20 protein-coding genes are annotated in these 18,449 nt (G+C 58.7%); 8 read left to right on the top strand and 12 right to left on the bottom strand.

Annotation, left to right across the window (positions count from 1 at the left end; all coding sequences use genetic code 11):
* The first annotated feature begins 24 nt into the window (after nt 1-24).
* Both HU806_RS11100 and HU806_RS11095 read left to right on the top strand, forming a co-directional pair.
* Complete coding sequence (locus HU806_RS11100; RefSeq protein ID WP_003187020.1) at nt 25-345, top strand: DUF2388 domain-containing protein; 321 nt, start codon at nt 25-27, stop codon at nt 343-345.
* A complete protein-coding gene (locus tag HU806_RS11095; RefSeq protein WP_186611415.1) occupies nt 342-2,303 on the top strand; it encodes a DUF7844 domain-containing protein in 1,962 nt (653 codons plus the stop codon). Before HU806_RS11100 ends, HU806_RS11095 begins: the two co-directional genes overlap by 4 nt.
* A 71-nt stretch (nt 2,304-2,374) precedes the next feature.
* Here HU806_RS11095 and trpA read toward each other — a convergent pair whose 3' ends face one another.
* The gene (gene trpA, locus HU806_RS11090) at nt 2,375-3,187 is read right to left on the bottom strand and encodes a tryptophan synthase subunit alpha (protein WP_186611414.1); all 813 of its coding nucleotides are present in this window, start codon (nt 3,185-3,187) and stop codon (nt 2,375-2,377) included.
* Nucleotides 3,187-4,419 (bottom strand): tryptophan synthase subunit beta, encoded by a 1,233-nt coding sequence (gene trpB / locus HU806_RS11085; protein WP_186611413.1) that lies wholly within the window; start codon nt 4,417-4,419, stop codon nt 3,187-3,189. Before trpB ends, trpA begins: the two co-directional genes overlap by 1 nt.
* Nucleotides 4,420-4,531: 112 nt before the next feature.
* Between trpB and HU806_RS11080 the strand changes: the two genes are divergently transcribed.
* Nucleotides 4,532-5,449, top strand: a complete 918-nt coding sequence (locus tag HU806_RS11080; RefSeq protein WP_186611412.1) for a LysR family transcriptional regulator — start codon at nt 4,532-4,534, stop codon at nt 5,447-5,449.
* On the opposite strand, the gene HU806_RS11075 is transcribed toward HU806_RS11080, so the two are convergent.
* Complete coding sequence (locus HU806_RS11075) at nt 5,422-5,748, bottom strand: ElaB/YgaM/YqjD family protein (RefSeq protein WP_186611411.1); 327 nt, start codon at nt 5,746-5,748, stop codon at nt 5,422-5,424. The two genes, HU806_RS11080 and HU806_RS11075, sit on opposite strands and share 28 nt — an antisense overlap.
* A gap of 156 nt (nt 5,749-5,904) precedes the next feature.
* On the opposite strand from HU806_RS11075, the gene HU806_RS11070 reads away from it, so the two are divergent.
* Both HU806_RS11070 and HU806_RS11065 read left to right on the top strand, forming a co-directional pair.
* Nucleotides 5,905-6,120, top strand: a complete 216-nt coding sequence (locus HU806_RS11070) for a dodecin (RefSeq protein ID WP_003177209.1) — start codon at nt 5,905-5,907, stop codon at nt 6,118-6,120.
* Between the two features lie 115 nt (nt 6,121-6,235).
* Entirely contained in the window at nt 6,236-6,457 is a 222-nt protein-coding gene (locus tag HU806_RS11065) for a DUF1161 domain-containing protein (protein WP_186611410.1), read from the top strand.
* Nucleotides 6,458-6,509: 52 nt separating this feature from the next.
* Here HU806_RS11065 and HU806_RS11060 read toward each other — a convergent pair whose 3' ends face one another.
* Nucleotides 6,510-7,511, bottom strand: coding sequence for an LLM class flavin-dependent oxidoreductase (locus tag HU806_RS11060; RefSeq protein WP_186611409.1), 1,002 nt, complete (start codon nt 7,509-7,511; stop codon nt 6,510-6,512).
* A gap of 236 nt (nt 7,512-7,747) precedes the next feature.
* On the opposite strand from HU806_RS11060, the gene HU806_RS11055 reads away from it, so the two are divergent.
* The gene (locus tag HU806_RS11055; protein WP_186611408.1) at nt 7,748-8,179 is read left to right on the top strand and encodes an OsmC family protein; all 432 of its coding nucleotides are present in this window, start codon (nt 7,748-7,750) and stop codon (nt 8,177-8,179) included.
* A 134-nt stretch (nt 8,180-8,313) separates the two neighbouring features.
* Complete coding sequence (locus HU806_RS11050; protein WP_186611407.1) at nt 8,314-8,547, top strand: DUF1161 domain-containing protein; 234 nt, start codon at nt 8,314-8,316, stop codon at nt 8,545-8,547.
* Nucleotides 8,548-8,553: 6 nt separating this feature from the next.
* On the opposite strand, the gene HU806_RS11045 is transcribed toward HU806_RS11050, so the two are convergent.
* Nucleotides 8,554-8,982, bottom strand: a complete 429-nt coding sequence (locus tag HU806_RS11045; RefSeq protein WP_186611406.1) for a PA0061/PA0062 family lipoprotein — start codon at nt 8,980-8,982, stop codon at nt 8,554-8,556.
* A 38-nt stretch (nt 8,983-9,020) separates the two neighbouring features.
* Nucleotides 9,021-9,434 (bottom strand): PA0061/PA0062 family lipoprotein, encoded by a 414-nt coding sequence (locus HU806_RS11040; protein ID WP_186611405.1) that lies wholly within the window; start codon nt 9,432-9,434, stop codon nt 9,021-9,023.
* 58 nt (nt 9,435-9,492) lie between these two features.
* Here HU806_RS11040 and HU806_RS11035 point away from each other — a divergent pair, with 58 nt between their 5' ends.
* Nucleotides 9,493-10,584: an aminopeptidase gene (locus tag HU806_RS11035; RefSeq protein WP_186611404.1), complete on the top strand. Its 1,092-nt coding sequence runs from the start codon at nt 9,493-9,495 to the stop codon at nt 10,582-10,584.
* Here the strand turns inward: HU806_RS11035 and HU806_RS11030 are convergent.
* From HU806_RS11030 to tssJ, 6 genes are all read right to left on the bottom strand, one after another.
* A complete protein-coding gene (locus HU806_RS11030; RefSeq protein ID WP_527251144.1) occupies nt 10,573-11,445 on the bottom strand; it encodes a serine/threonine-protein kinase in 873 nt (290 codons plus the stop codon). The genes HU806_RS11035 and HU806_RS11030 overlap by 12 nt on opposite strands.
* An 80-nt stretch (nt 11,446-11,525) precedes the next feature.
* The gene (locus HU806_RS11025; protein WP_186611403.1) at nt 11,526-12,254 is read right to left on the bottom strand and encodes a PP2C family protein-serine/threonine phosphatase; all 729 of its coding nucleotides are present in this window, start codon (nt 12,252-12,254) and stop codon (nt 11,526-11,528) included.
* Complete coding sequence (gene tssM, locus HU806_RS11020) at nt 12,254-15,736, bottom strand: type VI secretion system membrane subunit TssM (protein WP_186611402.1); 3,483 nt, start codon at nt 15,734-15,736, stop codon at nt 12,254-12,256. The genes HU806_RS11025 and tssM overlap by 1 nt, the downstream gene beginning before the upstream one ends.
* A gap of 14 nt (nt 15,737-15,750) precedes the next feature.
* Entirely contained in the window at nt 15,751-16,614 is an 864-nt protein-coding gene (gene icmH / locus HU806_RS11015) for a type IVB secretion system protein IcmH/DotU (protein WP_186611401.1), read from the bottom strand.
* 5 nt (nt 16,615-16,619) lie between these two features.
* A complete protein-coding gene (gene tssK / locus HU806_RS11010; protein ID WP_186611400.1) occupies nt 16,620-17,951 on the bottom strand; it encodes a type VI secretion system baseplate subunit TssK in 1,332 nt (443 codons plus the stop codon).
* A complete protein-coding gene (tssJ, locus tag HU806_RS11005) occupies nt 17,948-18,448 on the bottom strand; it encodes a type VI secretion system lipoprotein TssJ (protein ID WP_186611399.1) in 501 nt (166 codons plus the stop codon). Before tssJ ends, tssK begins: the two co-directional genes overlap by 4 nt.
* Between the last annotated feature and the right edge of the window lies 1 nt (nt 18,449).

The raw sequence follows: 18,449 nt of genomic DNA, 5'->3' as shown, positions 1-18,449 counted from the left end.
ATCTTCATTTTCCGGAGTCGTTCCATGCGTAGCCCGCTGATTGCTGCCGCCCTAGGCCTGCTGGTGTTGGCCGATGTGGCCCAGGCACATACCCTGGTAGCCACCAGTAACATCATCGTTCGCGCTTCCCAGCGCACGATCGATTTCACTTCCGACACCACCACATCCATCCGTGATTCGAAGATCGTTCGCGAAGCCCACGACGACGCAGCAAGCTTCGTCGCCAGCAATGGCGAAATTCGTGGCGCTCATCTCGAGGCCGCCTTCGATACCTTGCGTACACGCGTGCCGGAAGCGCGCGACGCCAGTGACCAGGTTCTCGCCGAAGCCATCCTCGCATTGTGAGGCGGCTCGCCGCCTGGCTGACGGCCGGGGTCATGCTGCTTATCGGCAGCACCGCCCAGGCCGGCCTGCAGCTACACCTTAATGCCGACGACTTGACGCCGGCACAGCAGCAGGCCAGCCAGGCACTGCTCGATGAAGCCATGCAGGCATTGCCGCCACGCTTCATCGAGCGACTGGACCGCCGCATCGATGTTGGCTGGACCGACCAAATGCCCGCCAATGCCTACGGCCAGGCCTCGCTGGTGTCACAGCTGGACCTGAACCGAAACCTGCTGGGTAGCCTCACCGACGGCAGCGCCGCCACACAGAAGACCCAGCGCCCCCACGGCACGGTACGGCGGGAAATGCTCGCCACGGTCCTGCATGAACTAACCCACATTTATGACCGCTCGCGTCTATGGCCGGATGCCGAGCGTGTGCTGATCCAGCGTTGCACTCGACGCAACAGCAGCGCCGGGCTGATCGGCCTGCCTGATGAATGCCGAGGCCAGAACGATCGCCGCTTTACACTGAGCGACGATCCTCGCTTGCTCGACTTGGCGGGCTGGCCGCAATACGTCGGCCGTCGCGGTGAACGGGAGCAGCACAATCGTCAAGTCGTCCGCAGCCCGGACCTTTACGAGACGAGCAGCCCCAAGGAGTTCGTCGCGGTCAACATGGAGTACTTTCTCCTGGACTCCAGCTATGCCTGCCGACGTCCCGCGCTGTATCGCTATTATCAGGAACACTTTGGTTGGGCCCCCGCCGCCAAGGACACCTGCGCAAAATCGTTCGCCTTCCTCAATGCCGGCAACGACTTCGCCAAGACGCCACTGGGCAAGGTCGATCCGGAACGGGTCTATGCCATTGACTACCTGTTGGCCGAAGCGAACCAGAACTGGGTCAGCCGCTGGGGCCACAGCATGCTCCGGCTGGTGATTTGCGCACCGGACCGGCCGCGTGGCCCGGACTGCCGCCTGGACCTGGACCAACACCTGGTGCTGTCGTACCGCGCTTTTGTGGGCGACGTGCAGTTGTCGAGTTGGGACGGACTGGTGGGCAAATACCCGTCGCGCCTGTTCGTGCTACCGCTCGCCCAAGTGATCGATGAATACACCAAGACCGAATTGCGCAGCCTGGCGTCTGTACCGCTGAACCTGTCGCGCACTGAGATAGAAGAAACGGTCGAACACGCCGCCGAAATGCACTGGAGCTACGACGGCAGTTATTACTTCCTGTCCAATAACTGCGCCGTGGAAAGCTTGAAGCTACTGCGCAGCGGCAGCAACAACGAACAGCTCAAGGGCCTGGACAGCATCATGCCCAACGGCCTGCTGGAAGTGCTCAAGGGCCGGGGCCTGGCGGATACCAGCGTGCTGGATGATCCCAAGGAAGCCTTGCGCCTGGGCTACCGCTTCGACTCATTCCGTGAGCGGTACCAGGCGATGTTCGAGGTGCTGAAGAAGCATCTGCCTATCAAGCAACAAACGGTTGAGGACTGGCTGGCCCTGGATGCCGCCGAACGCCGCGTCTGGTTCGAACAGGCCGACCTGCGCACCAGCGCAGCATTGTTGCTGCTGGAACAGGCCAGCTATCGTCGACAATTGTTGTTGGCGCAGGATGAAGTCAAACAACGCTACCTCGGAGCCCGTGAACTGCAGAACGGCGGCATGGAACGGGCTAACGCGACGTTGCAACAGATTCTAGCCAACAGCGGCTTCCTGAGCCGTCCGGCTGAACTGCTAGGCACCGGCGGCTACGGGTTACCGCAACCCAGCGAGTGGCAGCGCCTGGAATCCGAAAGCAGCTTGCGTCAGAAACAGCTGCAAACACTGACAGGTGATCTGGACAAGGAAGTCCGGGCGTTGCTGGAACCGAGCCGCGCCGCTGAAATTGCTGCAAGCGAGGCCAATGTGAAAGCGATCGGCGAGCATTTGCGCAAGCTGCACAAGGCCGGAGGCGGGTTGGAGCTACCCTGACGAAACACTCCTAAAGTAACAAAAGGGGTTCAGAACCCAGTTCTGAACCCCTTTTTTGATGCTGATCCGAATCAGTCGATACGCGCTTTGCGCACGCCATCAGCCAAGGCAGCACATAGGCTCAACACCCCATCAATCGCTTGCTCCGGCGTATCGGCGCTGGCGATATGGTCGATCAGCGCCGAACCAACCACCACCCCATCAGCCAGTCGTGCGATGGCCGCCGCCTGCTCCGGCGTGCGGATGCCGAAACCGATGCTGATCGGCAAATCGGTATGGCGACGCAGGCGTGCGACGGCCTCTTCGACATGCTCCAGCGTCGCAGCACCGGCACCGGTTACGCCCGCCACCGACACGTAGTACACGAAACCCGAACTGCCGTTGAGCACCGTCGGCAAGCGCGCGTCATCGGTGGTCGGCGTGGTCAGGCGGATGAAGTCCAGGCCAGCCGCCTGGGCCGGTTCGCACAGTTCACTGTTGTGCTCGGGCGGCATGTCCACGACGATCAGGCCGTCGACTCCGGAGTCCAGCGCCTCGCCAATGAAGCGCTGCACGCCATAACGATGGATCGGGTTGTAATAACCCATCAGCACCAACGGCGTATCAGTATTGTCCTTGCGGAACTCACGAACCATCTGCAGGGTTTTCGCCAGGTTTTGCTGAGCGCCCAAGGCCCGGATGTTAGCCAACTGGATCGCCGGGCCGTCGGCCATCGGATCGGTGAATGGCATGCCCAACTCGATCACATCGGCGCCAGCGGCAGGAAGTCCCTTGAGAATCGCCAGCGAGGTGTCGTAGTCCGGGTCGCCGCCGGTGACAAACGTCACCAGGGCAGCGCGATTCTGTTCCTTGAGTTCGGCAAAACGGGTTTGCAGGCGGCTCATCAGTGTTTCTCCTGCTGGGATTGTTCCATATGGTGCATCACGGTTTGCATATCTTTATCGCCACGACCGGACAGGTTGACCACCATCAGGTGATCCTTTGGCAAGTTCGGTGCGCGCTTGAACACTTCAGCCAGGGCATGGGCGCTTTCCAGCGCAGGAATAATCCCTTCCAGGCGGCAGCATTTGTGGAAAGCTTCCAGGGCTTCGGCGTCCGTGACCGAGGTGTATTGGACGCGACCAATGTCGTGCAACCACGCGTGTTCCGGGCCGATACCGGGATAGTCGAGACCTGCGGAAATCGAATGCGCGTCGATGATCTGCCCGTCGTCATCCTGCAACAGGAAGGTACGGTTGCCGTGTAGCACGCCCGGCACGCCGCCATTCAGGCTCGCCGCATGCTTACCGGTCTCGATGCCGTAGCCGGCAGCTTCGACACCAATGATCTCGACACTCTTGTCATCCAGGAACGGATGGAACAGGCCCATGGCATTGGAGCCGCCGCCGATACACGCCACCAAGCTGTCCGGCAAGCGGCCTTCCTGGGCTTGCAGTTGATCGCGGGTCTCCTTGCCGATCACAGCCTGGAAGTCGCGGACCATTGCCGGGTACGGATGCGGACCTGCCACAGTGCCGATCAAATAGAACGTGCTGTCAACGTTGGTCACCCAGTCGCGCAGTGCCTCGTTCATCGCATCCTTCAGGGTGCCAGTACCGGCGACCACTGGGATGACTTCGGCACCGAGCAGCTTCATGCGGAACACGTTGGCCTGCTGGCGCTCGATATCAGTGGTGCCCATGTAGATAACGCAGTCCAGGCCGAAACGCGCCGCGACGGTGGCAGTGGCCACGCCGTGCATGCCCGCGCCGGTCTCGGCAATGATGCGTTTCTTACCCATGCGCCGCGCCAGCAGGATCTGGCCGATGCAGTTGTTGATCTTGTGCGCGCCGGTGTGGTTCAGCTCTTCACGCTTGAGATAGATCTTCGCGCCGCCGCAATACTCGGTCAGGCGTTCGGCGAAATACAGCGGGCTCGGACGACCGACGTAGTCGCGCTGGAAGTAGGCCAATTCCTCGACGAACGCAGGATCTTCCTTCGCCACTTCGTATTCACGGGCCAGATCGAGAATCAGCGGCATCAAGGTTTCGGCCACATAACGGCCACCGAAGGCGCCGAACATACCGTTCGCATCAGGGCCGCTACTAAGGTTGAAAGGGGTCGTAGACTGGGTCATCGGGCGCTCCAGGCGAATGCGTAGAAAGACAATGAGGCTCACTCTACCCCTGACATCTCGCCCTGAAAACCGATAAGATCGCCGCAACCTGTCAGGAAAACTCACAGATACCATGAGCCATGACTTACCGCCGCTTAACGCCCTGCGTGCCTTCGAGGCCACCGCCCGCCTGAACAGCGTAAGCCAAGCGGCAGAACAGCTGCATGTGACCCACGGCGCCGTCAGCCGGCAACTGAAGGTGCTCGAAGAGCACCTGGGCGTCAGCCTTTTCGTCAAGGATGGGCGTGGCCTTAAACTCACAGATGCAGGGTTGCGCCTACGTGACGCCAGTGCCGACGCGTTCGAGCGCCTGCGCACCGTTTGCGCAGAGCTGACGCAAAGCACAGCGGACGCTCCGTTCGTGTTGGGCTGCTCGGGAAGCTTGCTGGCGCGCTGGTTCATCCCTCGCCTGGGCAGGCTCAATGCCGACCTGCCGGACTTGCGCTTGCACTTGTCCGCCGGCGAGGGCGACCTGGACCCCAGGCGCCCGGGGCTAGACGCATTGCTGGTGTTCGCCGAGCCGCCCTGGCCGGCCGACATGCAGGTGTATGAACTGGTCAGCGAGCGAATCGGCCCGGTCATCAGCCCTCGTTACGCCGGATTCATTCACTTGCAAGATGCGCCGGCCAGCGCGCTGCTGGGCGAACCGCTGTTGCACACCACTTCGCGTCCCCAGGCCTGGCCGACCTGGGCACGGCAAAATGCCCTTGAACCCCAGGCGTTGAAGTTCGGGCAAGGTTTTGAGCATTTATATTATTTGCTGGAGGCTGCCGTAGCCGGGCTCGGCGTGGCCATTGCCCCCGAGCCGCTGGTCGTCGAAGACCTGCGTGCCGGTCGCCTGGCCGCGCCGTGGGGTTTCAGCGAAACCTCGGCGCGGTTGGCGTTATGGCTGCCCAAGCGCGCCGCCGATGGGCGCGCCCGGCAATTGGCGCAATGGCTCAGGCAAGAGCTGAACCCATCGATTCAGTCGCCGCGTTTGCACAGCAAGTAGGCGGCCAACAAACCCAGCGCCCCGACCGCGACACCGGCGGTGGTCCAAGGGTGTTCTTGAGCGTAGTCGCGCGTGGCGATCCCGGTTTCGCGGGTTTTCACCTTGACCTCTTCATAGGCATCGCTCAGCAGATGCCGAGAATGTTTCAGTGCGCTTTCGGCATTTGCCTTCAGCGACTTGAGGGTCTTACGCGACTCGTCCGAGGCGTCGTCCTTCAGGCTTTCCAACGACTTGAGCAGACTCTCGATCTCCGCTTCCATGCTTTGCAACGAGGCTTTGCGTAACGAAGTGCTGGCCATAGTGGCTCTCTCCTGCAGTGGTTGAGTAGCGTGTGAGAGTTGGGACTCCGACCGTTTGGGAAAGTGCAGTAAATCTGAACTTTCACAGCGTAAACGGCGACACAAGTAAGGCGAAAAATCGCTGCTAGGCTGTAAAAAACAACCAAGGAGAACGTCATGAGTGATCATCACACGTACAAAAAAGTCGAGCTGGTCGGCTCGTCTCCCACCAGCATTGAAGACGCCATCAACAATGCCTTGGCCGAGGCCAGCAAAAGCCTCAAGCATCTGGAGTGGTTCGAAGTCACGGAAACCCGCGGCCACATCGAAAACGGCCGGGCCGCGCATTTCCAGGTGACCATCAAGGTCGGATTCCGGATCGCCAATAGCTGATGCTCGGTGAACTAAGCGCACTGGCGGAGTGCCATAGGGAATGGCGATGCGCTATCGAATCAGCGCGTCGCCCTGTCTCATAGCTGTCCTATGATCCGACCAAGGAGTGCGAGCGATGAAAAAGTTGATGGTGGCCCTGGGTTTGCTGAGCCTTGCGAGCGGTGCGTTTGCGGCTGGTAAGCCCTGCGAAGAGTTGAAAAGCGAAATTGCAGCGAAGCTGGACGCCAAGGGCGTGTCAGGTTATTCGCTGGAAATCGTCGATAAAGGCGCAGCGGCTGGCGGAAAAGTCGTTGGCACCTGTGAGGGCGGTGCGAAAGAAATCATCTACAAAAAGTGATTCTTTCAAACATCAAAGCCGACGCATGCGTCGGCTTTTTCATGCTCGCGATTCAGTCTTTCATCACCTGCGCCAGTAGTTCATATGAGTGCAAACGATCAGCGTGCTCATATAGATCACTGGTGAAAATCAGCTCATCGGCCTGGGTCTGCTCAATCAGCACCTCCAACTTGGCGCGGATCTTCTGCGGGCCGCCGATCATCGCCAGGCCGAGGAAGTCGCCAACGGCTTCCTTCTCATGGGGCAGCCAGAGGCCGTTCATGGTTTCGACGGGCGGACGTTGCACCAGGCTCTGGCCGCGCATCAACGCGAGGATCCGCTGGTACACCGAGGTCGCCAGGTAGTCGGCCTGCTCGTCGGTGTCCGCCGCCACCAGCGGCACGCCGAGCATGACATAGGGCTTGTCGAGAACCGCCGACGGTTTGAAATGGTTACGGTAGATGCGGATCGCCTCGTGCATGAAACGCGGTGCGAAATGCGAGGCGAAGGCGTACGGCAAACCACGCTCACCGGCCAGCTGCGCGCTGAACAAACTTGAACCCAACAACCACACCGGCACGTTGGTCCCGGTGCCGGGCATGGCGATGATGCGTTGGTCCGGCGTTCGCGGGCCGAGATAGCGCATCAGTTCGGTCACATCTTCAGGGAAATCATCGGCGCTGCCAGAGCGCTCGCGACGCAGCGCCCGGGCGGTCATCTGGTCGGAGCCGGGCGCGCGTCCCAGCCCAAGGTCGATCCGGCCCGGAAAGAGGCTCTCAAGCGTGCCGAACTGTTCGGCAATTACCAACGGCGCGTGATTTGGCAGCATTACCCCGCCGGAGCCCACGCGAATGGTCGAAGTGCCCCCTGCCAGATAACCCAGCAGAACCGCGGTCGCGGAGCTGGCGATGCCGTCCATGTTGTGGTGCTCGGCCACCCAGAATCGGGTGTAGCCGAACTTTTCCACGTGCTGCGCCAGGTCCAGCGAGTTGCGCAGCGACTGGGCGGCGTTGCCGTCAGCACGAACGGGCACAAGGTCAAGGGTAGAGAATTTAACTTCGGATAGCTGTTTCATGGGCCGGCATCTCCAACGGCGTATGAGCTTTCCTACGGACGAAAGCCTGCCGTTTCTATAGGTGTGCTACATGCAATGTGGGCATATACCCGAGTTTCAATAGTAGTGAAGAATTTTCCTACCAAATTAGTCGGCTAATCGACCGGATGAACTTTATCGGTCGGTCTATCCTCACAATCCTGGCACTGAAAAATACCCAGGCGCGAACCCTCGCGCCGGATCAACAGGAGGCACACATGGCTATCGTCAAGAAAGCATCGGCTCACTGGGAAGGTGACCTGAAGACCGGAATCGGCTCGATCTCCACGGAAACCGGCGTGTTGCGTGAAGCGCCCTATGGCTTCAAGGCACGCTTTGAAGGCGGCAAGGGCACCAACCCCGAGGAATTGATCGGCGCGGCCCACGCGGGCTGTTTCTCCATGGCATTTTCGATGATCCTCGGCGACGCCGGGCTCAAGGCCGACAGCATCGACACCAACGCCGAAGTCACACTGGACCAGGTTGACGGCGGCTTTGCGATTACGGCGGTGAAGCTGATTCTCAAGGCCAAGATTCCCGGCGCCAGCCAGCAGCAATTCGAAGAGCTGAGCAATAAAGCCAAGGAAGGTTGCCCGGTTTCCAAGGTTCTCAATGCCAAGATCACCCTGGATGCCACGCTGGTGAGTTGATGAAATGAAAAGATCGCAGCCTCCAGGCTGCGGTCTTCTTTATGGGCATCTATTTACCCGAAGACAATTATGATCGAATGCAGGCCTGCAGTTTCAGCGCACAGGCAGTGCGCGCTGTATCGAGGAATTCCAGCATGAAACGATTCGCCCTGGCAGTCATCGGTTGCGCATTGGCCACTTCGACCCTCGCGGCACCCAAGCCCTGCGAAGAACTCAAGGCCGAGATCGAAGCCAAGATCCAGGCTCAGGGCGTGGCGTCCTATACGCTGGAAATCGTCACCAATGATGAAGTCCATGACCAGAACATGGTGGTGGGCAGCTGCGAGAACGGCAGCAAAAAAATCATCTACCAAAAGAACGACCGCTAGGCCGCGCTACATCAGGCAATTGGCTTGCCGATCCTCGGCAACGATCTCACGCTTGGCGTTATAGAGCCGGGCGCTGGGGGAATACGCCAGGTTGCGAGCCTCCAGACGATAACGCTGGCCGGCCTCGAAATGGTCGTAACGTATGATCAGGTAGCACAACCGCTCTTTCGGTTCGCTCATCATGCCCAGCCCACCGCCGCCGCCGAACACCTCGAAATCGAAGCGCACCTCCAATTCGTGGCTACCCGGCGAAACCTGGAAAAATCGCCCGTCCCGCAATCGCTGGCCATCCAGCCTTTCAGCCATCACCAATTTTCCACCCGGCATTGGGGTGGCGAAATCGACCCAGGCCATGTTCGGGTCGATCTCGGGCAATGGGCTCGTTGCACACCCGCTCAAAGTCATGAGAGCCAATAACAGCGTGGGTAGGCGCATGGTGATTTCCTGAAGTCAGGCCCTGAGCATAGCGCCGATCAGCTTTGCTGGCAGCCCGCTGGCGTGCCTTGGCCCACTACTTTGCGCTGCTGGTCATACAGCTTGGCCCACGGACGGAAACCAATACTGCCGGCCTGTAGTTGATAACGCTGGCCCGCGTTGAAGTCTTTGAATTTCACGTTCAACCGGCAATCACGCCACAGCGGCTCGGCATCCGGGCCGATGTTGCCCGGCTCCACGGCAAATTGATAACGCACCGTCAGCTCATGGCTGCCGGGTTGCACTTCGAAATAACGCCGGTCGATGGATTCCTTGGCGTCGACCTCCAACGCTTGCAACGCCGTGTTCTGATGGTCTGCAAGATCGATCCACGCTTGGGACGGATCAGGATCGGGCAAACCGGCACAACCGGTCAGCAGCAACAGGCCACTCGTCAGCATCAACATGCGCATAGCGAAGCTCCGGGCAAGCGGGATAGTCTTGGGGCAGACTTTCCCGGGGTGATTCCAATTGATCAGGCAGCGTTCACGCCATCGGTTACTCGACCGTGTTTTCCGGATTTTGTTTCCCGCCCTCGTGCTTTTGTTACTCAACGGTTGCTCCAGCGTCAGCTACTACAGCCAGCTCGCCAGCGGACAACTGCGACTGCTGCAAGCCCGCGAGCCGATCGACCGGGTCATCGCCGACCCCGCCCGCGACCCAACGTTGCGCGCCCATCTGGCCCAGGCACGCGAGGCCCGGGCGTTCGCCAGCGCCCACCTGCACCTGCCCGACAACAAAAGCTATCGCCTGTACGCGGACATCGATCGCCCCTTCGTCGTCTGGAATGTCTTCGCCACGCAGGAATTTTCCCTGGCACCGCAAAACCACTGCTTCCCCATCGCCGGTTGCGTCGCGTATCGCGGCTACTACAGCCAAAGCGCCGCCCGAGGCGAGGCCGCGTTGCAGCGCTTGCAGGGTATGGATGTATCGATTGGCGGCGTGGAGGCTTATTCGACCCTGGGCTGGTTCAACGACCCGATCCTGAGTTCGATGCTGCACTGGGGCGACGAGCGCCTGGCGACGCTGATCTTTCATGAACTGGCGCACCAGCGGGTCTACGTAAAGGACGACACGGAATTCAACGAATCCTTTGCCACCTTCGTCGAGGAGCAAGGCACAAGGCAATGGCGCGCCCATCGCGGGCTGGCGCCGGACAATGGCAACAAGGTGCGCCAACGCGACCAATTCATCCAACTGATCCTCGACACCCGCCAGCGGCTGGAAACCCTCTACGCCCAACCGCTGCCGGACGAACAGATGCGCCAGCGCAAGGCTGCGCAATTCGAACGCTTGCGCGCTGACTACGCGCAAATGCGCGATACCCAGTGGGCGGGTGACAAGCGCTACGACGCGTGGGTCTACGCGCCACTGAACAACGCACGGCTACTGCCCTTCGGTCTGTATGACCAATGGGTGCCGGCGTTTGCGGCGTTGTTCGAACGTGAGAATGGGGATTGGGTCGCGTTTTATGCGGCGGTGGAAAACCTTGGCCGGTTGCCGGTGGATGAGCGCAAGGCAGCCTTGAAGGCGCTCAGTGCAAGCAAGCCCCTACCACCATAACGAACCACCCGCCCAAACCTCACGAAGTTGCGCCGCATTGAGGCTGCGCCGTTCGGGATCGAAGGCCAACGTCGTACGCAGCGACGGCCAACAGCGCCTGGGCAGGTTGCGCGGTGCCTTGAGTTGGCGCTCCAGCCCGGCATCGCGCGCCTGGTTTGAAGGTAAACGCCGGTAGGGATGTTTGCCGCATGCCAGTTCATAAAGTACGCAAGCCAGGCTATAGAGATCGGCGCGGGCTGACAGGGAAGCGCCTTCAAGCAATTCTGGGGCGGCGTAGCCTGGGGTCCAGGCCTTGAGACATTGCCGATTCAAGGAGGGCAAGTCTTTCAGAGGGCCTTCTTCGGCCAGGCCCAAGCCAAAATCAAAAAGTCGCACCCCCTCTTCACTCAACATGATATTGCTAGGCTTGACGTCGCCGTGCAGTACGCCTCGGTGGTGGGCATACGCCATGGCATCGAGCAGCGGCAGAGCAATCGCTTTCAGCTCAGGCCAAGGCAAACCGAGTGGACGTTCACAAAGCAATTTGTCCAGGGTCAAGCCGCGCATCAGCTCCATGGTGATAAACGCCTGCTTGTGAACGGCGTCCACCTCGAAAGTGTATGGACGTAACACGTTGGGGTGAAACAGGCGACGGGTCAGGGCAAATTCGCTATAGAGCAGTGCGCTTGCGTCGGGCGACTCGTCAAAGTCCTCCCTGAGCATTTTCAGCGCAATGTACGGATCTGGGTCTCCGAATTGTTCGTACAGCAAATCTCGGGTGCGATACACGACTCCCATACCGCCCGCCCCGAGCATGCGTTCAAGACAATAACGTCCCGATAATATTTTCGGTACGTCGCCGACGTGTTGCTGGCCCGGTATCGCAGCGGATGATGCAACGGCAAAACAAATGGGACGGTCCTGGCCAACACTTGGGATGTCTGGAGTCACGGTAGGGTTATTCAACTGCAGATCACCACAGCCGTCAGATTATCCCGTGCCGAACCAATCAGAGCGCCTGCAAAGAGACGCTCCACTATCTGGTGCGGCGAACTCAAACCCATTGCGTCACCGAGCGCTGCGCTGCTGACTTCCTGATACAAGCCGTCGCTGCACAGCAGGAACGTATCGCCGCGCTGGACTTTCAGTTCCAGCACTTCCAACTTCAACTCTGGAGAGGCACCCACCGCACGGGTCAACGCCTTGGCCGCAGGATGGGCATCTGCCTCGTCGAGGCTGAAGTGTTGTTCATCGATCAGTCGCTGGCGCAGCGAGTGGTCTTTGGATAATTGATAGAGCCGTTGTCCGCGCCAGAGGTAACAACGACTGTCGCCTGCCCAGATACAAACGGCACGATTGCCTTCCAACAGCAGCACCACTGCTGTGCTTCCTGTGGTACCCAGTGGATTTTCAGCCGTGACGGTCAGTTCCTGGCTCAACCGCCGATTGGTCCAGTGCAGACATTCGCGCACGGCTCTCGAGCGCTGCCCGATATCTGGGCAAAGAGGTAGCTCGGCCAGGTTGGCTACAATCAAGTGACTGGCAATATCGCCGCCCGGATAACCACCCATCCCGTCGGCAACCGCCCATAACCCCCGCTCCGGGCAGTCCAGGAAAGTATCCTCGTTCCTTGGGCGGACCTTTCCAGGGTCCGTACGCGCGGCGCTACGCCAGCGGCTGGCGTCATGCATCAGAGCTGTACCGGCATTTTGAATGTCCGTAACACGGCCATGTCAAAGGGGTTCGGCGTGCGCTGGCTCATCAATAAGTAGTTCGCTCGCAGGCCGCCGAGATCGGCCTTGAGCACGCGTACGTCGCGACCCGTCAGATATTCGGTTTGCATAATGTCGAGCAAACGAAACAGCGACCACGGCCCGGTATTTTTCTCGATGCCGATACCGCGCCCTCCAGCCATTCTCTCCAACAAAAGAGATGCCCGGCCATCCTGCGCCTCGATCGGCCATGTGAAGGTCATGGGCTGTATAGGACCGTGGCGGTACTCCAGTATTTTGTCGCCAAAGCGAAATTCGGATCGGCTCACTGCCGGGTCAAGTGTGTAGGGTTCTAGTTTGAACTGAACTTGGGGCTCAGCAGGATTATCCACAAAAAAACTCTGGCGAATGGTATGCACAGTCGCCATCTGATCTAGATAAGCCCTGGACATGGGCAAGCTCTGGCCGTCAACGCTAAGCAGTCGATAGTGCCCCGGCTGACCAGTTACGAAAGGACGCATATAGCTCTCGAAGAATCGGTCGACAACGCCCTGATCCTTGAAAAACTCCCGGAAATCGCTAATCGCTACGTCGCTGACACTGAGGGCGCTGAAGGGATATCGCTTATTGATTGCCTTACCGTAAAAACTGTACAGCTCGTTTTGATAACGCTGGTTCAGGTAGCGGTATGAATCGCTGAGCACCAAGCGCCAGCTATCCTCGGCCAACCCGCTAAACCAACCACTGATCGGGCGTGGCAAACGTGCCGACGCGCTGCGCAGATTGCTCAAGGCATCGCGCTGGCCGCCCATTCGACTTTTAGCCAGTTCAAATGCGGCATGCTCCGGTGCGCTAGCACGTGCCAAGCTTGCCATCTGCAATTGGGTGTCCTCCAGGGCACGCAGGGCCAGGGTCAGGTCAGCTGCAGGACCGTTATCAGCGTCCAACAGACGGTGCAACGGCTCAAAGCGCCGCTGCAAGGCTTTCTGGCCAGTGTCCGGCAAATCTCTTGCCACCGAACCGGAGACCTTACTGGCGATTGTTGCAAGCTGAATAGGGTTCCCAGCCACTTGCGCAGCATCCTCGATGCGCTCGGCAACGCTCGGGATCCGAGTGTTTTCACGCACCTGTACCAGCAGTTGCAGGACGGGTGAATGAGCTGAGGTCAAGCCCACCAGTTGCTCGGCAGCCTCGCCTGCGCCTCGGACCGGTTGCAACCCTACCTGACCGATCGCTTCGCCCCAGACGTCGGCGTAGTCATGAAAATACAACTGCTCCAACTCGATCCGCAGACGACGCAAATCCATGCCGCTAAGGCTTCCGTCCCCACCCAGGACCCAGTTGTCACGCAGCAGTCCGGTGACCAGCGTCATGCCCTGAACGGAGAAGTATTGCTCGTACCCTTGACGGGTGTAGAACCCGGGAATGAGATGATCAGCACCCACCAGCAGTGATCCTTGCGGACCCAGGTGCTGGCTGAGCCTATATTGCGGCAGATGGCTGGCCTGCTCGCGAAGCATTCGATAGACGACAGTCGCCAACGACTCACTGCGCAGCGTCTCCCGAGACTGGACCACCAACGAATCGTTGAGGCTATGAATGAACGGTTGCTCCAATAGACGCTCGAAATGGGCAAGCAATCCGCTCTGTAATCCCGTATTACCGGGGTATCTCTGTGACCATTCACGGGCCACCCGTGTCTTGAGCCATGCATTGTCGCGGCGCTCGGGCTGGGCAAGCATCAGATATGCGCGCAGGCTGTTGAGCAGTTGCTCGCGTTCATTCAGGTTGTCATGAATATGCCCCTCCAGCATCTTGGCAACGCGTGGCAATAGCTGTGACAGCAATTCATGCTCATATGCGCCGAGCACCGTCGACCTGCTCGCCTCACCTTGATAGAGACCGATGCGCTCGTACAAAGGCACCGCTTTCGCAGGAGGGAAAACCTTTGTGGCCTCGAAACGGATATCAAGCGCCTCGAGCATCGCCATCGAATCATCAATGGCGGTTTGGGCCGAACGCTGCTGATCCCAGCGTTGTGCCATCGTACGCAGGGACTCCAGACGTTGGTGGTTGGCTGAGAAACCGTTCGCCCATAACAGCCCGAAAAGGCCAAGGGTTGTCAGCGCTCCGATATACAGTGCGCGCTGCCCCCAATAAAGACGCCTTCTATCGCGCCGATCAGGGCTCGCCAGCCCGGCTTCCGGGAAAATGATCCTAGTGAAGAGGTGGTGAATAAATCGGCCGTTGTGGCCTTCACGCGACGGCAGCGCATCGCTGGAAACTCGAGGTCTTGCATGGTCAGGACCAGTCGATGCCACAAGACGGGGCGGCGGCGACGCGCAGGTCAGGTAAACACCGCGGAGCGGGCGGGCATCGCCATTAAAAGCCAGGTCGACCAGCAAGCACATATTAGGACCGATCTGTGCCAGCCGTTGTGGAAAATCCAGAATCAGCCCGCGACGTCCGATATCGCGCTCCTGGTGCAATCGCATGAGTAACTGGCTGTTGAGTCTATGCAGCAGCGCCTCGAACTCGGCTCGCAACACATCCAAGTCGCTACCGCGCTGGTCTCGGCTAAAACTCATTCCCAGCACTTGGTCGTTCTCTTCCCGTGTCAGGGTATCGAAGAACTCGCTGAAGCCGGGCAAACTGTCCGCCTTGCTCAGCACCAGATAAATAGGTACATCGACACGCAGTTGCCGTTGAACTTCCTGCAGACGGCCGCGTATCTGACAGGCCAGCGTGGCAACCTCGTCTTCACTTCCCATCCATAGAAATTCGACAGGCACCGTTACCAATACGCCGCTCAACGGCCGACCACGACGGTACTTGCGCAACAGTTGAAGCAGTACATTCCAAGCGCTAGCGTCAACGTCCGTATCTGCCTGATTCAAATAACGTCCAGCGGTATCGATCAGTACCGCCTGTTGGGCGAAATACCAGTCGCAATTGCGCGTGCCCGACACATCGGCCAACGTTTTTTTATCAAGCCGGTTAAGTGAAAAATCTAAACCGGAGCTTCGGAGCAAACTGGTCTTGCCACTGGCGAGTGGCCCCACTAGCAAATACCACGGCAAGTCATTGCGCTCGCGTTCGTCGTGGTAAAGACTCGAGGTCTTTAATACTCTCAGGGCTTGCCTGAAGCGCGAGCGCAGTTCGCGTCGCTCATCGTCAGATCGGGTCTGGTCGAAAATGCGAGGCGATTGCGCGTCGGTTTGTTGGGGTTTCTTATTCGAATCAGCGCGCTCATTGAACAAAACCATGCCCAGGCCCCACCCCAGGAACAATACGCAGATCGTCAAGAGACGTGCCGTCGGGCTCGCCCAGAATTTGTAATCGTCTACCGCCAGCAGCGGTCCGAAGAACCACACCAACAACCCCACGCAAAGTACGCATGACAGTGTCCAGACCCAAGTCCGACGCAACCAGGCCTCGATTTCCCTGAAAAACATTTTCATGACACGTCCCTGTCTTAAGGCAGCGGCTGAACAACAACCGGCTCTGGCAATTGATAGAGTTGCAGTATGTTTGCGCGTTGTTCTTCCAATACCCAGGCGAAGCCCGAGTACATCACTCCGAGAAAGACCAACGTGAAAATCGTCACTGCCCAGGCAGGAACAATGCGCACGGGCCTATGCTGCACGCCAACAAAGCTCTCCAAACGAGGTGAAAATTGCTGAGAAATGTCGCCACGTACCTGGCGGATGGAACGGTACAGGGCATCACGGATGCCTTCGAGCTCAAGTGCTCCGCGGGACTTGATCCGGTACATGCCTTCAAAGCCAAGGGACAGGCACAGATATAACAACTCCAGCATGTGCAAATGCTTGACGGGATCTTTTGACAGGCGATCAATCAGTTGGAAGACCTTCTCGCCACCAAAAGTTTCGTTGTGAAAACTGCTCAGCAGGCTAATCTGCGACCAGCCACTCCCATGCCCCCACGACGAGACCACCACTGCTTCATCAAGCACAGTGCACAGCACGTAGCGGGCGGCAACTAACTGACTCTCCTCAACGCCTCCCCTCAACGCCTGGGCTTCGAACTTCTTCAATTCCAGGGAAAGCTCTTGCTTGAGCGTGTTCAGCTCGGCGCGATCGCGCCCCTGCTTGAGCAATACCACTTGCGCCAACAACCCGGAGGCGGCCGCGACCAAGGGATTGAGGCTGGTGATAAAAATTCGGGATCGAGGCTGGCAGGCGGCATAAATCATCCGCTCTTCCAGCTGCTTAATGAGCGGCGGCGCAACAGCATCGGTCAGTGGCCCCGAAGCAGGAAGGCGCCCGTGATGATCGAGCAGAACAGTTGTTTCGTCGTGAGGATTTTCCTTATCCATTTCGGTCAATTCCTGATGGCCCAAAAATTCAGCTCAAGCTCGCCGAACTCGCCGGAAAGATGAAATGCAAAGCCTGCTGAGCGCTTTACATGAACAAGGTCTTCGGCAGTGGGTTCGAGGATGAAGTAGGTTTTGTTGGCATGGAACGCGATCTGCCGCGGCGCCACCGGCAAGGGTCTGATCTTGATACCCGGCAAATGCAAGTTCACCAGTTCGCGAATGCGTTCCACCGGACCAATCTTCAGATGCGATGGCAAGCGACGGCGCAACTCCTCACTGTCACAACTGGCGCTCGCTGCCAATACGAATGACGCCGAGTCCAGCAGAGAAAAATCATGCATCGGCGCAACGCTGATGCCGTACTGGCGAACCTGCAATTGCAATTCGATGGCATGCTGTTCGAGCACCATCGACAATACTTGGCGAATTGATTGCATCAGGCCCCGAAAGCACACGCCTTGGTCACTGTGCTGGTAGCGGTTGTCAAACGACGGGCGCTTGCTATCCGTGGAAAACGCCGCCAAGTCCCCCAGCACAGCCAACAGCGTCCGATATAGCGTTTCGGGGTGAACTTGCTCCAGGTCTTGGTAATGGCGCAGCAATAATTCAGTGCGATTGATCATCTGCAGCATCATGAAATCACCGACTTGCGCACCGCCCATTTTCCCGTTGGAGCGAATCCGCTCAGCGAGGCTCTCGCCCCGGTGGCCGAGCATGGCTATGACTTCCTTGAGACACGACGACAGATAGCTGGACGATTTAATCTGGATGAACGTAGGAACAAAATCCGTATTGAGCCTGATCACGCCATCGGGTGTCGTATCAAGCACCTCGCAGAGTTTGAGTTTGACGAAAACCTGGTCACTCTTCTGTTCACCCAGTAGAAGACAAAAGTTCAGACGGCCGCAGCTGACCTGGCTGCTAAAAGCATCTTCGGCATTGGAGTCAGTCACCTGCATTTCATAGCTGGTATAGCGCGCCAACACTTCTGTCTGCCCTGGACGCCGGGACTCGATGTGATTGCCGGTCATCAGTGGCAGCGCTAGATAGACCGGCGTGTTACAGGTATTGGGGGGCACCTCCAAAACTAGCGGTTCGGTATTACCGTCCAGTTCGAACAAGCTGCCGTCTGGCAGGACGCCCGAAGCTTTGCTGATTACCAGCCGGCTCATGTTGAGGAACTGCACATCTATCTCCAGCGCCAGGAAGCCCCAGACGTAAGCGCTCAGCAATTGGGTGCGAACCTTCAGTTGGTGATCGAAATATCGATCGTTGTGCTGCAGATGTTGGGGTCGCAGTAACATCCCTTCCTGCCAGATGACTTTATCGTGACTCATAGGTCGGCTGCCCTGGCGAGGCTTACAGGAGCGTTGCCGATGCCGTCCTGATCAAGGACCAGGCTCACTTCAGTCACTCGAACCGCGGCGACTGGCAGCGTGTAGCGCCACTGTGCCTGCGGCAGGTCACGATACGCTGCGAGTACACCGACGTAACGACCGCCGCCTGCAATGTCGAGCCTGAGCCTGATGGTTTCTCCTGGACGCAACTCCAACTCTTCGCTGGCGAGCAAATCCGCTGACAGAGATTCGCCAGCACGTTCATAAAGGCTGAAGAAGTTCGCGTTTTCAAAGGCCACCGGATGCTTTAGCTCAAACAAACGCACCACTACGGGAGATGGCCGCCCATTCAAATCCAGATTGAGTTGATCGCTGGCAATCAGCGTGAGGTCGAGCTTGGTCATCGTCGAGAACGGCGACAACGTGACGCAACCAACCATTGGGGTCACTGAAACAAGCGCCAGAATCTTGAGTAAAAGCACGGTGATGCGATACATA

The sequence above is a fragment of the Pseudomonas sp. SWRI154 genome (genome assembly GCF_014268645.1).
GTDB classification, from domain to species: Bacteria; Pseudomonadota; Gammaproteobacteria; order Pseudomonadales; family Pseudomonadaceae; genus Aquipseudomonas; species Aquipseudomonas marvdashtae.
This window is presented reverse-complemented; position numbering and strand designations above follow the sequence as displayed.

What these genes read in the sequence shown, in the direction of transcription:
- HU806_RS11100 (WP_003187020.1), top strand. Translation starts at nt 25, where the DNA reads ATGCGTAGCCCGCTGATTGCTGCCGCCCTAGGCCTGCTGGTGTTGGCC.
- trpA (WP_186611414.1), bottom strand. Translation starts at nt 3,187, where the DNA reads ATGAGCCGCCTGCAAACCCGTTTTGCCGAACTCAAGGAACAGAATCGC.
- trpB (WP_186611413.1), bottom strand. Translation starts at nt 4,419, where the DNA reads ATGACCCAGTCTACGACCCCTTTCAACCTTAGTAGCGGCCCTGATGCG.
- HU806_RS11080 (WP_186611412.1), top strand. Translation starts at nt 4,532, where the DNA reads ATGAGCCATGACTTACCGCCGCTTAACGCCCTGCGTGCCTTCGAGGCC.
- HU806_RS11075 (WP_186611411.1), bottom strand. Translation starts at nt 5,748, where the DNA reads ATGGCCAGCACTTCGTTACGCAAAGCCTCGTTGCAAAGCATGGAAGCG.
- HU806_RS11070 (WP_003177209.1), top strand. Translation starts at nt 5,905, where the DNA reads ATGAGTGATCATCACACGTACAAAAAAGTCGAGCTGGTCGGCTCGTCT.
- HU806_RS11065 (WP_186611410.1), top strand. Translation starts at nt 6,236, where the DNA reads ATGAAAAAGTTGATGGTGGCCCTGGGTTTGCTGAGCCTTGCGAGCGGT.
- HU806_RS11060 (WP_186611409.1), bottom strand. Translation starts at nt 7,511, where the DNA reads ATGAAACAGCTATCCGAAGTTAAATTCTCTACCCTTGACCTTGTGCCC.
- HU806_RS11055 (WP_186611408.1), top strand. Translation starts at nt 7,748, where the DNA reads ATGGCTATCGTCAAGAAAGCATCGGCTCACTGGGAAGGTGACCTGAAG.
- HU806_RS11050 (WP_186611407.1), top strand. Translation starts at nt 8,314, where the DNA reads ATGAAACGATTCGCCCTGGCAGTCATCGGTTGCGCATTGGCCACTTCG.
- HU806_RS11045 (WP_186611406.1), bottom strand. Translation starts at nt 8,982, where the DNA reads ATGCGCCTACCCACGCTGTTATTGGCTCTCATGACTTTGAGCGGGTGT.
- HU806_RS11040 (WP_186611405.1), bottom strand. Translation starts at nt 9,434, where the DNA reads ATGCGCATGTTGATGCTGACGAGTGGCCTGTTGCTGCTGACCGGTTGT.
- HU806_RS11025 (WP_186611403.1), bottom strand. Translation starts at nt 12,254, where the DNA reads ATGCATGACGCCAGCCGCTGGCGTAGCGCCGCGCGTACGGACCCTGGA.
- tssM (WP_186611402.1), bottom strand. Translation starts at nt 15,736, where the DNA reads ATGAAAATGTTTTTCAGGGAAATCGAGGCCTGGTTGCGTCGGACTTGG.
- icmH (WP_186611401.1), bottom strand. Translation starts at nt 16,614, where the DNA reads ATGGATAAGGAAAATCCTCACGACGAAACAACTGTTCTGCTCGATCAT.
- tssK (WP_186611400.1), bottom strand. Translation starts at nt 17,951, where the DNA reads ATGAGTCACGATAAAGTCATCTGGCAGGAAGGGATGTTACTGCGACCC.
- tssJ (WP_186611399.1), bottom strand. Translation starts at nt 18,448, where the DNA reads ATGTATCGCATCACCGTGCTTTTACTCAAGATTCTGGCGCTTGTTTCA.